The 14,605-nt window shown below is 48.8% G+C and carries 11 protein-coding genes; 10 read left to right on the top strand and 1 reads right to left on the bottom strand.

The window, feature by feature from the left end:
* The first annotated feature begins 318 nt into the window (after positions 1-318).
* The 3 genes from ACOYW0_RS01660 (at position 319) to ACOYW0_RS01650 (ending at position 5,448) form a co-directional block, all read left to right on the top strand.
* On the top strand, positions 319-1,413 hold the full coding sequence (locus ACOYW0_RS01660; RefSeq protein ID WP_482416853.1) for a KamA family radical SAM protein: 1,095 nt from the start codon (positions 319-321) through the stop codon (positions 1,411-1,413).
* Positions 1,414-1,698: 285 nt separating this feature from the next.
* Positions 1,699-3,978, top strand: coding sequence for a phosphoenolpyruvate--protein phosphotransferase (ptsP, locus tag ACOYW0_RS01655; RefSeq protein ID WP_482416852.1), 2,280 nt, complete (start codon positions 1,699-1,701; stop codon positions 3,976-3,978).
* 57 nt (positions 3,979-4,035) lie between these two features.
* A complete protein-coding gene (locus ACOYW0_RS01650; RefSeq protein ID WP_482416851.1) occupies positions 4,036-5,448 on the top strand; it encodes a DEAD/DEAH box helicase in 1,413 nt (470 codons plus the stop codon).
* Between the two features lie 159 nt (positions 5,449-5,607).
* Here ACOYW0_RS01650 and ACOYW0_RS01645 read toward each other — a convergent pair whose 3' ends face one another.
* On the bottom strand, positions 5,608-6,606 hold the full coding sequence (locus ACOYW0_RS01645) for an integron integrase (protein WP_482416850.1): 999 nt from the start codon (positions 6,604-6,606) through the stop codon (positions 5,608-5,610).
* 456 nt (positions 6,607-7,062) lie between these two features.
* Here ACOYW0_RS01645 and ACOYW0_RS01640 point away from each other — a divergent pair, with 456 nt between their 5' ends.
* From ACOYW0_RS01640 to ACOYW0_RS01610, 7 genes are all read left to right on the top strand, one after another.
* Positions 7,063-7,431, top strand: a complete 369-nt coding sequence (locus ACOYW0_RS01640; protein WP_482416849.1) for a DUF7716 domain-containing protein — start codon at positions 7,063-7,065, stop codon at positions 7,429-7,431.
* Positions 7,432-8,011: 580 nt separating this feature from the next.
* Positions 8,012-8,875: a hypothetical protein gene (locus ACOYW0_RS01635; protein ID WP_482416848.1), complete on the top strand. Its 864-nt coding sequence runs from the start codon at positions 8,012-8,014 to the stop codon at positions 8,873-8,875.
* An 80-nt stretch (positions 8,876-8,955) separates the two neighbouring features.
* Positions 8,956-9,324, top strand: coding sequence for a hypothetical protein (locus tag ACOYW0_RS01630; RefSeq protein ID WP_482416847.1), 369 nt, complete (start codon positions 8,956-8,958; stop codon positions 9,322-9,324).
* A gap of 829 nt (positions 9,325-10,153) precedes the next feature.
* Complete coding sequence (locus tag ACOYW0_RS01625) at positions 10,154-10,996, top strand: hypothetical protein (protein WP_482416846.1); 843 nt, start codon at positions 10,154-10,156, stop codon at positions 10,994-10,996.
* A gap of 702 nt (positions 10,997-11,698) precedes the next feature.
* Complete coding sequence (gene ltrA / locus ACOYW0_RS01620) at positions 11,699-13,018, top strand: group II intron reverse transcriptase/maturase (protein WP_482416845.1); 1,320 nt, start codon at positions 11,699-11,701, stop codon at positions 13,016-13,018.
* A 243-nt stretch (positions 13,019-13,261) separates the two neighbouring features.
* Positions 13,262-13,486: a hypothetical protein gene (locus ACOYW0_RS01615; protein WP_482416844.1), complete on the top strand. Its 225-nt coding sequence runs from the start codon at positions 13,262-13,264 to the stop codon at positions 13,484-13,486.
* A 142-nt stretch (positions 13,487-13,628) separates the two neighbouring features.
* Positions 13,629-14,339 carry a RipA family octameric membrane protein gene (locus ACOYW0_RS01610; RefSeq protein ID WP_482416843.1) on the top strand — a complete coding sequence of 237 codons (711 nt, stop codon included), beginning with the start codon at positions 13,629-13,631 and terminating at the stop codon, positions 14,337-14,339.
* Positions 14,340-14,605: the final 266 nt, after the last annotated feature.

Raw genomic sequence — 14,605 nt, 5'->3', positions numbered from 1 at the left:
TCGGTGGCCCCGGGAAACGGTTCGCTTACGGGCGAAAGGGGCTGCCGGTGAGCCCCGTGCATGATGTTTATGTATACTATGGTGGCAGGGATTGTTCAATGGTATTCGATGATTATCCGATATGGCAAAGGCTGCGCGATGCCCGGGCCCACCATTTCTGAACAGTGCGCCGGGCCATGGTTTGAGGTACTGTTACCCTTTCCTTACGGCAGGACGCTTTTATCGCGAGAGCTTCATGGCTTTGCATCGGGTTTCATGTATAATCAATGATATTGAACCTTGTTTTACTTGCTCTTCACCGCAGGGAAGGGAGGTGACATGGGATATCAGAAGGAAGCGTGGGTGACCCAGCTTGAGGAGAGTGTCAACACACTGGAAAAGCTCCAGGCGTATGTCACGGTGTCTCCCGGGGAGAAAAAAGGAATAGAAGAGGCTGAAAAAGAGAATGTCCGGTGGGGTACCACCCCCTATTTTGCCTCTCTCATGGACCCGGAGGACCCCGGGTGCCCCATTCGTCGCCAGATCATTCCGTCCGTGCTGGAAAAGGAGAACCGCTACGGGGTGGAAAATTACCTGGCATGGAAAGAGAACCGGCTAACCAGCGAAACCCGCCCCGACTGCATCGCCCGACAATACCATGACCGTATCGCCTTTCTGGTGACCGATATGTGCGCGATGTACTGCCGCCACTGTTTTCGCAAGGAGCTGGTGGTGGTGCGCGAGGTTCGGTTTCGCTTTGACATTGAGGAGGGGTTGCAGTGGATCAGGGACCATGGGGAGATCCGGGATGTTCTGGTGACGGGGGGCGATCCCTTTGTGCTCTCCGATGACAAGCTCGCCTGGCTTGTGGAAAAGCTGCGGGAGATTCCTCATGTGGAAATGATTCGCTTCGGCACCCGCACCCCCATCGTGCTTCCGCACCGCATTACGCCGGGCTTAAAAGAGGTGCTCTCCGGGTACCACCGGGTGCCCATCTGGATCAACACCCAGTGCAACCATCCCGGGGAGATCACGGAGCAGACGGCACGTGCGGTGTATGATCTGCTCTCCTGCGGCGTCCAGGTGGGCAACCAGGCCGTGTTGCTCAAAGGGATCAATGACGATACAGAGACGTTCAAGGCCCTTCACCAGAAACTCCTGTCCATTCGGATTCGTCCCTACTACCTCTTCTACTGCGAACCCGCCCCGGGCATCGATCATTTCCGCACACCGGTGGAAAAGGGGGCCGAACTGATCCGCGACGCCATCCGGGGACACACCAGCGGGCTGGCCCAGCCCATGTACGTGGTGGCCACCAGCATCGGGAAGATCATGCTGATGCCTTACTACAGTTACGTGGAGAAAAACGACAAAGAATACACCCTGCGAAATTACAAGGGCGAGATCACGACCCTTCCCAATATTCCTGATTAACCCGACTTGGTGCCCTTGTGGCGGACGGGTTGTAGTGGTAATGTGGTGCTTCTTTTCTTTGCACAGCTGCCCCGGCTTGCCCGGCGGATGAGAAAACTCAGCGAAAAATCGAGAACTGCCTTTTGCCTGTTTAATCCGGTTGAATTGGTTGACACTACCCCACGGTCATGCCCCTCTGCAGCGTTGGCCTGATTGGCTTGTCATGACATATCCGGGCTGCTCCCCCCGCAGATGGGAGCGCGGTGTTGCCCGGACAGATTGTGCGTTTTGGTACAAAGGGATTTTATGCGCGACGACAAACGAGACATTCTGGAAGAGATCCTTGAGACCATGAGCGACTCCGAAAACCCCGAGCAGTCCCTGGACCGCATCGTGGGAATGATCGCCGGGCGATTCGCCACGGAGGTCTGTTCGGTGTACGCTTACAACCCATACGGCAACAGCCTGCACCTCAAGGCCACGGTGGGCCTGACCCGCGAGTCCGTTGGGACCATCGAGATGGATGTGGACGAAGGCCTCACCGGCATGGTCATCGAGACCATGGCACCGGTGTTCATCGTGAACCCTTCGGCCCACCCCCGCTTCAAGTATTACGAGGGCAGCGGCGAAGAAAAATACAAGACCTATCTGGGCGTGCCTCTGATCTATCATCGCAAGGTCCTGGGGGCCCTTGTGCTGCAGACCCTGGCCGAGGAGGGGATCCGGCCGGACGACATCCCGGTGTTCCAGAAAATCGCGGGGCAGCTGGCTGCCACCGTGGCCTACACCATCTTATGGGAAGAGCGGAAGAGGGGAGAGGCCGACGGCTCCCTGGAGCCGGGTGAGGAGGGAGAGTCCGAAGAGGAGGACTCCTTTTCCCACCTTCGGGGAGAGCCGGTGTCCGATCGCGTGGCCGCGGGCCATGCCCACTTTACCTTTGAAACCATGGATTTTAATCAGGTCCATCGCATGAAGGTGCGGAACACGTCGGCCGAGGTCCTGCGCCTGGACCAGGCCTTTGAGGCGTCCGAAGTCCAGATCCGTGAGGTGGCGAGAAGTGCCCGGAGGCTCTCCGAGCAGGACAGGGCAATCATCGACGCCCACCTTATGTTCCTGACGGACCCTTCCTTGAAAAAGAAGATCATCGCCAAGATCGAGGAGAAGGTCAGCGCGGAATACGCCTTGAAAAAGGTGATCACGGCGTACGTGAAGATGTTCAAGTCTATGGAGGACCCGTATTTAAGCGAGCGGGCAGCCGATGTCCTCGATATCGGACGTCGGGTCCTGGCAAACCTGGTGGGCATGGGCGGGGACGCGGGCCAGGCCTTTGCCAGGGACACCATCATCGTGGCCTCGGACATCTCGCCCGTGGACCTTCTGGCCATTCGCCAGCCACACCTGAAGGGCATTGTCTTGGCCAAGGGGGGGCGCACCTCCCACACGGTTATCATTGCAAGGTCCCTGGAGATTCCCATCGTCATCGGGGTGGAGGGGATTCTGGACCATGTGCGGGACGGGGATTACCTCATTGTTGACGGGGTCTCCGGGATTGTGTATGCAAACCCCTCCCAGGAGATCCGGGACGAGTACGCCCGGCGCCGGGAAGAGGGGCTCAAGGCCCGCAAAAAACTCGAAGGCCTGCGGGAACTCCCGGCCCAGACCGTGGACGGCGTCACCGTGGGCCTCGGGGCCAACATCGGCCTGCTTTCGGACATGATGCTGGCCAGGCAGTACGGGGCAGACCTCATCGGGCTCTACCGCACGGAGTTTCCCTTTTTGCTGCGCACCTCCTTTCCTTCGGAAGAGGAGCAGGTGGCCCTGTACCGGCGGGTCATCGAAAAGTCCCAGGGGCGCTCGGTGACCATCCGCACCTTTGACGTGGGCGGGGACAAGTTTCTCTCCTACCTGGATTATCCCAAGGAGGACAACCCCTTCCTGGGCTGGCGCTCCATCCGTCTGAGTCTGGACCTGGAGGATGTGTTCCGGGTGCAGATCCGCTCCATTCTCAGGGCCTCGGTCTTCGGCAACACCCGGATCCTCTTTCCCATGATCACCAGCGTGGAGGAGATCCGGCGGGTGGCAACCCTGGTGGCCGAGGAGAAGGAGAACCTGGACCGGGCGGGCATCGCCTATGACCGGGAGATCAAGCTGGGCATCATGGTGGAGGTCCCGGCTGCCGTGCCCATTCTGGACCGGCTGTTGAAGTACGTGGACTACGTGAATGTAGGCACCAACGACCTGATGCAATACCTCCTGGCCGTGGACCGGAACAACAAGAAGGTGGCCGTTCACTTCAACGCCCTGCATCCGTCGGTGGTGGCCACTGTGGACCATATCGTCAAGGTGTGCAACCATTTAGGGAAACCCCTGTGCATCTGCGGGGAGGCCGCGGCCGTCAAGGAGAGCATTTTTCTCTTTGTGGGCATGGGGGCCCGCCAGATCAGCATGGTGCCCTCGGCCATTCCCGAAGCCAAGCGGTTCATCCGGTCCGTCCGCGCCACGGACGCGGAAAAGGCCCTGGCCGAGTGCCTTGCCATGGAAGACGCGGCTGAGATAAAAGCCTATCTGCAAGGGCGCCTTCCGTGATAGAAGCAGGCCGGAGTATTTGAAGAAACAGTTACAGTGAAATGAGGATTGAACGAGATGTCATTTGATCGACTTGGCCTTCGTGCCGAACTGCTGAAAGCCATAAGCGACAAGGGCTATGCCCAGCCCACCCCCATCCAGGAGAGGGCTGTGCCCGTGATCCTCGAAGGGCAGGATATCCTTGCCCGGGCCCAGACCGGCACGGGCAAGACCGACGCCTTTGCACTGCCCCTGGTGGAGATCCTGGGTCAGAAAAAGGGCTACGGCAGGCATCCCCGCGCCCTGGTCCTGGCCCCCACGCGGGAACTGGCCCTTCAGGTGGGGGAGTGCATCAAAGGCTATGCCCGGCGTGTCTCCCTGCGATGCACCGTGGTGTACGGCGGGGTGGGTATTCATCCTCAGATCACCCGTCTTAAACGCGGGGTGGACATTCTGGTGGCCACGCCCGGACGCTTGCTGGACCTTGCCATCCAGCGGCACGTAAAGCTCATGGACATCGAGTTCCTCGTCTTTGACGAAGCCGACCGCATGCTGGATCTGGGCTTCAGTCAGGAGATCTCCCAGGTCCTGGAGCTGTTGCCCGAAGAGCGCCGCACCATGCTCTTTTCCGCCACCTATACCCCGGAGATCCGCGAGCTCGCCTCCCGGATGCTCACGAACCCCGCCCAGATCGAGGTCTCCCCAGAAAAAGCGGCAGCAGACGCCGTGGATCAGCGGGTTCACACCGTGGACAGGTCCAACAAGCGGGCGCTTCTTGTCCACCTGATCACCAAGGGCCGCTGGTCCCGGGTTTTGGCCTTTTGCCGCACCAAGCACGGGGCCAACAAGCTTCGGGACAAGCTCATGGAGCGGGGGATCCCGTCGGCCGCCCTTCACGGCAACATGAGCCAGTCCGTCAGGAACCGAACCCTCCAGGAGTTCAAAGAGGGCGGCATCCAGGTCCTCACGGCAACGGACGTGGCTGCCAGGGGCCTTGATATCAGCGGCTTGCCCTGTGTGGTCAACTACGACATGCCCAAGATCCCCGAAGATTACGTCCACCGCATCGGCCGTACGGGCCGGGCCGGAGAAAAGGGTCTGGCCATCTCCCTTGTGGGTGCCGAGGAGGTGCCCTTCCTTGAGGCCATCGAAGCCTTTCTCAAGCGCAAGCTTCCCGTGGCCCATGTGGACGGCTACACCCAGGGCCACGAGGTGCCGGATTTTGTGCTCTACCGCCCGGGCAGCACCGGCGGCGGCAAGAAAAAGGTAGACAAAGAGCTGAAAGAGATCGTGGAGAAGCGCAAAACCGCAAAGCAGGAGTCCCGGTCCCGCAAGGCAAAATCCAGTGGCTCCGGCAAAAAAGCCGCCACCAAAACGAAAAACCGCACCGGCTCCGGTAAGGCAAACAGCCCCCGGGGCAACGGAAACCCTAAGCCCGGCTCCCGCCCGTCCAGGGGAGGAAAAGCCGGCAAGCCCAAGGGACGCCGATAGGCATCCTCCCTTCACCCTTTCCTTTCTGTTACGGCGTCGCCCATGTACCTTTCCGGGCGACGCCGCTTCCAATGCCTTGGTTACAGGCTAAAAATAAAAATGCCCCAAAAAGCCCCCGGCGGCCAGGTGGTGGCAACTGGAAACCCTATATCCGCTTCCTTATAAGCTCATTTTTTCCATCACGCTATCCAATGGAGATGCAATGCTGTGAATTCCTTTGTCCATGACATGAGTGTAGATCTCCGTAGTTTTGACGTCGCTGTGACCCATGAGTTCCTGAACAACACGAATATTCACCCCGTTTTCAAGGAGGTGGGTTGCAAAGGAGTGTCTGAACGTATGTGGGGTTGCGGGTTTGATGATCCCGCCCTTCTTTACCGCTCGTTTGACCGCTTTCTGTAGGCCTGATTCTTGGACATGGTGGCGGCGTTTAACGCGAGTTTCAGGGTCAATTGATAGCTTCCGTGACGGAAAGGCGTATTGCCAGCCGGGCTCTGTGTCCGAAGAAGGGTATTTTCGTAAAAGTGCCGGAGGTATATAGACCCGGCCGTAGCCTTCATTCAGGTCCTTTTTGTGAAGATCCAGCACCCTTTGTACATGATGATGTATCTCCTCTCGGATGGAGATGGGGAAAATCGTTACCCGATCCTTTTTTCCTTTCCCCATGTAGACGTAAATCTTTCCTTGTGAGAAATCGATGTCTTTGATCCGCAGGCGAATGCACTCCATGAGGCGAAGGCCGCTTCCGTACATCAATCGTGCCATGAGTCGGTGGGTTCCCTCCATGTTGTAGAGTACCGTTTGCACTTCGTTCTGGCAGAGGACCACTGGGATTCGTCGTTGCTTTTTTGCCCGGATCGGGTCGAGGGATTCGTCCACAGGGAGTAGGAGAACGCGCTTGTAGAGGAACACGATTCCATTGAGGGCTTGTTTCTGTGTTGATGCAGAGACCTGCCTCTTTTCGGCAAGGTACGAAAGAAATCCTTCGATTTCCGCTTTGCCCATGGTGGAGGGATGACGGTTTCCATGGAATCCGATGTAATGCCGGATCCATTTGCAGTAGTTTTTTTGCGTGGAGTGGGCGTATTGGTGGTAGCGAAGGACTTGTAGAACTTGATCGAGCAGCCTCAGGTTGGGGTCGGGCCGGAAGGGTTCCATGTGTCACTCCTTTGTGAATAGGTAGTGTGCGAACCAGTTTTAAAACAGGGTATTAAGGCGTGAATATGGAAACGTGTGCATATCCACGACCAAAAGTGGAAAAATTTCCGGGTATCGCCGTATTAAAACCAAAAAGTAGAAGATCTAATCGGGGTGTATCAATACCCCCAGAGGATTGTTGGTAAACAGATTAAAAATGAATTTATCAATGATTACAACGTGGTCTTGGCTGATGTCAATCTAAACTTGCTTTGTAGTACGAAATATGATCTCATCAAAAATAACTGGAAACGTTGTTCGGTAGTATTGAACTTCAAAACATGGAAAATACCCCTATCAATTTTTCCACGTTGTATCGCTTAATACCCGATACCCCGGACAAAAGTCCTTTTTATATAGGTGATACACGGAAAACTGTCGGGGTATTCACAATGTTATGTGCTTGGAATAAATACTATGGAATTGAATTCATTTATTAAGTTAAGCGATATTATTGAATATGAGATCTATAGAAAGCCGAAGGATCGATATTCAAGTGATAGTTATTGTGTTTATTGGGAAAATAAAAATGAAGAACACCCAAAAGTTGACGATTTGATTTTTATCGGAGATTATCCTCAAATAATCGAAGAAGAGAACTACAAAGAAGTTTTTCCTCAAAAAGTCGTAAATAAAGGCTGGTGGTTATTATATCGTGATGAATTAATACAAGATGTAATTGACAATGTATTATTTCAAAATCCAAAAGCATCGATTGAGCAAATAAATGAGGCCATCGTTTTTTATTGTAAAAACGATAGTTTCATGGTTTTTAGCGGCACATAACATGGCGCTTAACTAGGACCGGGCTACAGCTGTCCAGTCCCAAGCGGTTCTATTTTTCAAACACTTTCGCTTTCTGGTCTGTGCCGCCTTTCGCCGCCCGGCCCGTTAGCTTTACGTTGTAAGCCTTATCGGCACTTGCAAAAAGCGTAAGGGGTTGTGGTTCTTTCCCTTTCGCCTAAGGGTTTCGTTCTTTGAATTTTTCCACTGTTTGTCACAGGGGTATCCTCGTGCAAAACAGTGCCAATAATAGCCACAAAACCAGCTTTTTTGGTTTTCGGGTGGCTCGTTCAACGGTTTTTTTTATAAACTATCGTGTTCGTGAGGGTTTTCGGCAGCTCAAAGGTTGGCGGTTTCCTTTCTTTCAATTCGAAGGGGCTTCTTCATTCAGTTGTCTCCAAGGCCTTGGTTTTTCATGGTATCTTGAATTGAAGCCCGGCTTACAACAAGTCGTTTTACTCGGACCGGGCTACAGCTGCACTTTTCGAGCGCTCTCGGTTTGCAAACAATTTGACCCGTTTACCGGTGTCGGTTCTCACCGCCCGTCCGGTAAACTCCAGCGTTAGCATCAGTGAGGAAAAATATGGATACTGCCAAAATTGCAGCGCCAATCACGGGAGATAAATTATATCAAACCAGAGCCTGCAAAGTTTTGCCGATACTTGTTCGCCAGGCAGAGGCAGGAACAACAATCTACTATTCTACTTTGGCTGAGGAAGTCGGAATTCCGAACCCACGAAATCTCAATTATGTGCTTGGCAGTATCGGCACTACTATGGAAAATTTATCGAAAGCGTGGAAAAATAAGGTTCCTCCCATTCAGTGTCTCGTAGTAAACAAAAATACAGGTCTCCCTGGTGAAGGGATCGGGTGGTTTCTAATAAAGAAAGAGGATTTTTCATCACTCAGTAAAAAGAAACAGCGAGATATTGTTAATGCTGAATTAAATCATATTTTTTCTTATGGACAATGGCAAGAGGTTTTGTCAGCCTTATCGCTTAAACCTATAAAGTCGGATTTTTTAGAAAAAATTAATAAAGCTTCATCCTCAGGTGGCCGTAGCGGTGGTGAAAACGATGAGCATAAGCGTCTCAAAGAATATGTCTCAAAAAACCCTGCTGCTGTTGGTCTGCCTGCGCACACTGCGAATGGTGAAACTGAATTTCAGATTTCATCCGGCGATTCAATAGATGTTTATTTTCAAAATAAAAAGGATTGGGTAGGGGTAGAGGTTAAGTCCTTGATTTCCAGCGAAGCAGATCTTGCAAGAGGTCTATTTCAGTGCGTTAAATACAAGGCTGTTTTGGAAGCAATGCAGTTATCTTTAGGGATTCAACAAAACGCCAATTCAATTTTGGCACTTGAGGGAAAACTTCCTATAGAGCTTGTTCCATTGAAAAATATACTCGGTATTGACGTTGTGGAAAAGGTATATGAAAAAGGCTAACAAGGCTAATGCAGCCGACGCAAAAAGCCACGCGGCTGATTAGCAGCGTTAGCTTATAAAACCACAAGAGGAGATATTTCATGGTTAGAGTAAATTCTAAAGTAGGATTCAAAGATGCAATTCTTTCAGGTGAAGACGAAATTGAAGTTGATGACCCAGAATTATCAAAATGGATTGTTGCTATACATGGAATTAAACAGTTTGCATGGGCTTTCGCAATAGTCGCAATAGCAGCTGGTCTATATGCATTATTAGCATCGGCCGGAACAAGCGCGCCATTAACGGCCGGTTTAGTAGGTTCAACAGCAGTTATTGTAGGTACAAGTGGCGCTACTGCAATGGTAGGCATAGGCTTAGCTGTTGGTGGAGTAACTGGTTTAAAATCTGTGAGAGAAAAGTATAAAATTACAGATAAAGGCGATGGCTATGTGGTGCTAAAAAGGAAATAATTTAATAAAATATCAATTCGTTGGAAATCTTTAACAATGCCAATAAAACCCAATTTTGACACTAAGACGACATGCAAAGATTGTGGCTGGAGTGTAAGGATATACCATAAAAGTGACGCTTTAATACTTCCTTCAACTTGCAAAAATTGTGGCTCTGACAATATCGAACATAATCAAGTTAAAAAAAATGTTTTTTCATACATTTTAAGTATTATGAGATAAGCTAACAAGCCCCTTCCACTCGGACCGGGCTACGTTGCCGCACTTTTGAACGTTATAATTTTGCAATCATTTTCGCTCTTCAGGCCAGTGTCGTTATTCGCCGCCCGGCCGGTGAAGGGCGCGTTCTAAAACTTGTCGCAAACCCAAAAGACTTAAGGGTTTGTGTTCAATCCCTCTTCGTCCAAGGGTATCGTTCTTTGAACTTTTTCGGTGTTTCTCTCAAGTGTATGGGCGGGTAAAACAATACCCAAAACGCCTCAAAATCAGCTTTCTGGGTTTCAGGGTGGCTCGTTACTCTTTTTTGTTCACTGGCTATCATGTTCGTGAGCTGTGGCGGCAACTCAACGTCTGTCGGATTCCTTTCTTTCAATCCGAAAGGTCTTCTTCATTCAGCTGTCCCCAAGGCCTTGGTTTATCGAAACATCATGAATTCAAGCACGTTTTAGAACAAGTCGTTTTACTCGGACCGGGCTACAGCTGCACTTTTTTAAGTACTCTCGGTTTGCAAACAATAATAGGCGTTTACGGGTATCGGTTCTCGCCGCCCGTCCGGTAAACTCCAGCGTTAGCATCCAATTGCCATATTCATTTTTTCAAAGGTTTAAGAATGCAAAAGCAAGTTAAGTTACCAATTGATTTTTCACTAATTCTAATATCTATTTTTATTGGCTTTATAATAGCTATAGGCGGTTTTTACTTTAAACTAAAAGATGAGTACATACTGATAGTTTTATCATTGATTGTATCTGTTTTAATTGGTTCGTTAGGGTTTGCGTACTCACTTTATTCAAAAAACATGAAGGCTGTAGCTTCAAGAAGCAAAGCACATTCGTTACTCTTGAATACAATTGAAAGTGATTTGTACCGAAAGTGCATAGAATTTTTGAAAATTTTAGAATACTCAAATGTTAAAGTCCCAAAACACAAAATTCCAGATGCCTGGACAGATATATCATGGGGGATTAAGTCAAAATATATTGCTGTTAATTATGAAAAATCAGATTCTGCGTACAATCTGAATTGGGCTGATATAGCTTTAGAAATTCAAAATTTAAAATCAAGAACACCAAATATCCTGGTTGAAAAAATTTTTGTAGTCGATGACATGGAAGAGTTAGCAACTCCTTCCATGATTAAAGTTTTTCAAAAACACGATCAAGTTGGCATTAGAACAAAATATATCCTAAGCGATAAAATAAAAAGTACTGACTTTTTGAAAAACATTTCCAAAAATCTATCATATGATTTTAGCCTTATAAACGAAGACTTAGTTTTCGTTTGGTGGTTAAATGAAAAAAGAGAATGCACGCACGCTACTGTTGAGTTTTTAGAGAAGAAAAGAGCCTTATATGAAAAATTTTACAAATTACTTTCAAAAGAATCTGAATATATTCCTATAACCTACTTAACATCTATAAATGCTAACAAGTCGCTTTTCGTGCCGAGATAAATCCGAAACCTTGGGATAAGGATCAAATGATCTTTCGAAATTGGTTGATATTACCTAATGGGTAGCTCGTGTCGCCTCAGCGAACATCTTTCCTTTGCAAGGCTTGCCTTGGCACTGGAATTAAGAACGAATCCCATCAAACCAAAGCTTAGCCAGCAGGTTTAGTAGTGAACTCCGAGGGCAAAACCAGCAATGGAGGTCCGAAGCCGGAGGGATCAAGAATGCAGGGTCTGTATTGAGCCTCGAAAATTTGTATAGTTGTGGTCTTAAGGATAAACCTGAGTCGTTTTCAGGGGAAAGCCGACGTTCTGGAGTGTACGGAAGGCAGCAGTCCTGGCTGCGTTATTACGGCAAGCAGTCAGCGACACCACCGGGGTCTGAGACCAGGTCATGTATTCAAAGAGGTAGTTCGGGAACTCGGGAGACCCGTAAGATTCCTTGGGAACAAGGTATCAGGTAAGGATAGTTAACAGCGAACGAACCTGAGATGGTCTTACGGGAGTCTTAGTGGATCATAGTACCGATGCCTGAGAATCACGTTCAGGCGGGAAGGTGGGGAAGTGAAACCTTAGCGACCCACTGCAGGGAAGGTGAAGCAGGGTATAACGTTCGTCTGGTAAGAACTATGGGAGTCACCCAGAGGACACAAACCATATAACTGGAAAACCAGACGATTGCGGAAAGTAAAATTTTTAACAGCTTATGATCGACTATTTGGAAACAAAGGCAGCTGACCCCCCACTTCTGGTGCGGGAGTCCTCACTGGCCAAGATCAAACTGGCGGCAGACAGAGATCCCAGCATGGTATTTTCGTCCATTGCCCACAGGATTGATCTGCATCTTCTCAAAAGATCCTATAAAGAGATTAACAAAGGCAAATCAGCCGGTGTTGACGAGATAACCGCCGAACAATATGGCAAGAATCTTGATCAAAACCTGCTGACATTGCATACAAAGCTGATTCAGGGGAAGTATAAAGCCTACCCTGTGAAGCGGATCTGGATTGAAAAGGAAGGTGGCAAGAAAAGGCCGATAGGGATCCCGGCGTTCGAAGACAAGATTGTCCAGAAGGCCGTCGCCACGCTGCTGTCCATGATCTATGATGTGAACTTTTATGATTTTTCATACGCATTCAGATCAGGGTTCAATCAGCATATGGCTATTCGCCAGATTCGGGAAAACTGTTTGTCAAGTAGGGTAAACTGGATCGTGAGCGCAGATATTACAGGATTGTTCGACAACATAGACCACAAGCTTCTCATCGATATGATCAAGAAACGAGTGAATGATAGAAATATCATTAAACTTATTGGGAAATGGCTGAAAGCCGGTGTGTTTGAAAATGAGAACGTATCATATTCTGACAAAGGAACGCCTCAGGGAGGCGTAATCTCACCTGTTCTCTCCAATATATTTCTTCATCATGTTCTTGACGACTGGCTGATTCAAACAGTTGGTACGCATATGAAGGCACGGTGCTTTGTTGTCAGATACGCCGATGATTTTATCCTCGGTTTCGAATCACGCGACGATGCTCTAAAGGTAATGGAAGTCCTGCCGAAGCGTTTTAAAAAGTTTGGGCTGGAACTTCATCCGGAGAAAACTCAAATGACTCTCTTCGGAAAACCGAAAAGAAATCATTCGGGGAAAGGTCTTCAAACCTTTGATTTTCTCGGATTTACATTCTACTGGGCCAAGTCTTTGAAGGGGAACTGGGTGATAAAGAAGAAAACTATCGGAAAACGTCTCAGACGATCTCTGTCACGGTTATGGGAATGGTGCAAAGAATACCGGCATCTCAACATAGGTGAGCAATACAATATTCTTTGTGATAAACTTAGAGGTTACTATCAATACTACGGAGTGCGTAGTAATTACGAATCTCTTGAAGCCGTTTATCGTTATTTATACAGGGCGTGGAGGCACTGGCTCAGTAGACGAGGCGGTCAAAAGAATGTCTTTTTCGACGACCTTAAACGGAAATACCCTTTACCAAACCCCAGAATCGTACATAATTTCTGATAAAATTTTATGCGGTAGCAAAGTTATACGCCTGACGGGGTGTCGCCTGTCAGGTCGATGATCCGGTAAAGAGGGTCTGAGCCGAGGAACCGTATGAGGGAAATCTTCACGTACGGGTCTGTGGGGGGAGCGCCGGGTGACCGGTGCTTCTACCCGGAAAGGGACCGCGTGGGGCTGCGCCCCAGTTCCCTCGCTTCGCTCGGCGGCCCCTAAGCTCAAGCGTTATACGTAAGATAAATCAAAATGAAGCTAAAAAAAGGTGATTTTGTTGAGTTTGATGGCCTTCCAGCTGTTGTGGTTGGAGTGGAAGGTGATCCTTCTGTTCCAGAAGATCATGTAACATTGTGGTTTGGAGAACCTCAGGTTGAAAGGAAATCAAGTGGTGGTACAGGTGGGCATACCCCATTAGTATATACTGTCCCCTTAGACTTGTGCGGCCCATCCCAAGAACCGGATATCATTCACTAAAGTCGTGACGTATAACAATTGGCTCAAGGCCGACCCCAAAAAGCTGGCCACGTCTTTTGTAACTTCAACCGCTGTCCCTTTCAGCTTTTTGGGGCCGCTTAGCCACGCGTTGTGCACTAAAAAACGAGAGAATCAAATTAATATGTCCGAACCAATTGAAATTAAGATACTACCTGATATTAATGAAGAGGTTTTAAATAAAGCCTTTTCATCGGCATTGGATACAAGAAAATTCGAAATTGAATTGTACTGGAAGAGAGCAACTTACTTTTGGGCATTTATTGCTGCAACATTCGCTGGATACTTTGCTGTGTTAAGTGCCGATAATTCGAATAAAGAAATAATATTATTTTGTCTTAATTGCATGGGCATTGTAACATCATTTACTTGGATTTTAGTATTAAAGGGTAGCAAATATTGGCAAGAAAATTGGGAAAAACATGTTAGTCTTAAAGAAAAAGAACAGCAAGGTGAAGTATTCAACAAAGTGATAGTCCTCGAACAAAAGGACAGGGGGTTAATCAAAGCCTACCCTTTCTCGGTAAGCAAGTTGAATATACAGTTAAGTATCTATATATTTATAGTATGGTGTATTTTGTTTATATATCCGTCTAATTCAGATTTGTTAATGTATATTTTAAGTAAGTTAGATGGGAAATGTTCGTTTTTAAATTTCCTGATAGACAATAAAAAAGCTATCTTTTTCTTGTCGGTGACAACTTTTAATTTATTATCAATGATTTTTATTTTTAGGTATGGACGTTCGAATTTCCATAAAAAGGTAACAGAATGTAATGAAAATACCGAAGATAGTTCATTTTATAATCTGATTTCAGAAGATTATACAAAATAAAGATTAGCACAACATTAAGGATTGCTCGTGACCGAAGGTCACATCAATCCTTTGTTCAAGAAGCCCGGTTTTCGGTAGTCGGTGGTCTTATAGGGTATTGCTTTTCAGCAAACAGGTGGGAGCCCACTTCCGGGTTGCGAGGTGAGCTGATTCATTGACGTGATGTGGTGACTCGTCGCATCGGTTTCACTGATTTGTCTCGTGTTTTGTGGCTCGGCGTGCATCCTGTTTTGGCGTGTCCATACCTCAAAGCGCACCCCAAGGGC

It is taken from the genome of Desulfoluna sp. HI9BLuna (assembly GCF_056829775.1).
This window is presented reverse-complemented; position numbering and strand designations above follow the sequence as displayed.

What these genes read in the sequence shown, in the direction of transcription:
- ACOYW0_RS01645 (WP_482416850.1), bottom strand. Translation starts at nt 6,606, where the DNA reads ATGGAACCCTTCCGGCCCGACCCCAACCTGAGGCTGCTCGATCAAGTT.
- ACOYW0_RS01640 (WP_482416849.1), top strand. Translation starts at nt 7,063, where the DNA reads ATGGAATTGAATTCATTTATTAAGTTAAGCGATATTATTGAATATGAG.
- ptsP (WP_482416852.1), top strand. Translation starts at nt 1,699, where the DNA reads ATGCGCGACGACAAACGAGACATTCTGGAAGAGATCCTTGAGACCATG.
- ACOYW0_RS01625 (WP_482416846.1), top strand. Translation starts at nt 10,154, where the DNA reads ATGCAAAAGCAAGTTAAGTTACCAATTGATTTTTCACTAATTCTAATA.
- ACOYW0_RS01630 (WP_482416847.1), top strand. Translation starts at nt 8,956, where the DNA reads ATGGTTAGAGTAAATTCTAAAGTAGGATTCAAAGATGCAATTCTTTCA.
- ACOYW0_RS01610 (WP_482416843.1), top strand. Translation starts at nt 13,629, where the DNA reads ATGTCCGAACCAATTGAAATTAAGATACTACCTGATATTAATGAAGAG.
- ACOYW0_RS01635 (WP_482416848.1), top strand. Translation starts at nt 8,012, where the DNA reads ATGGATACTGCCAAAATTGCAGCGCCAATCACGGGAGATAAATTATAT.
- ACOYW0_RS01615 (WP_482416844.1), top strand. Translation starts at nt 13,262, where the DNA reads ATGAAGCTAAAAAAAGGTGATTTTGTTGAGTTTGATGGCCTTCCAGCT.
- ACOYW0_RS01650 (WP_482416851.1), top strand. Translation starts at nt 4,036, where the DNA reads ATGTCATTTGATCGACTTGGCCTTCGTGCCGAACTGCTGAAAGCCATA.
- ACOYW0_RS01660 (WP_482416853.1), top strand. Translation starts at nt 319, where the DNA reads ATGGGATATCAGAAGGAAGCGTGGGTGACCCAGCTTGAGGAGAGTGTC.
- ltrA (WP_482416845.1), top strand. Translation starts at nt 11,699, where the DNA reads ATGATCGACTATTTGGAAACAAAGGCAGCTGACCCCCCACTTCTGGTG.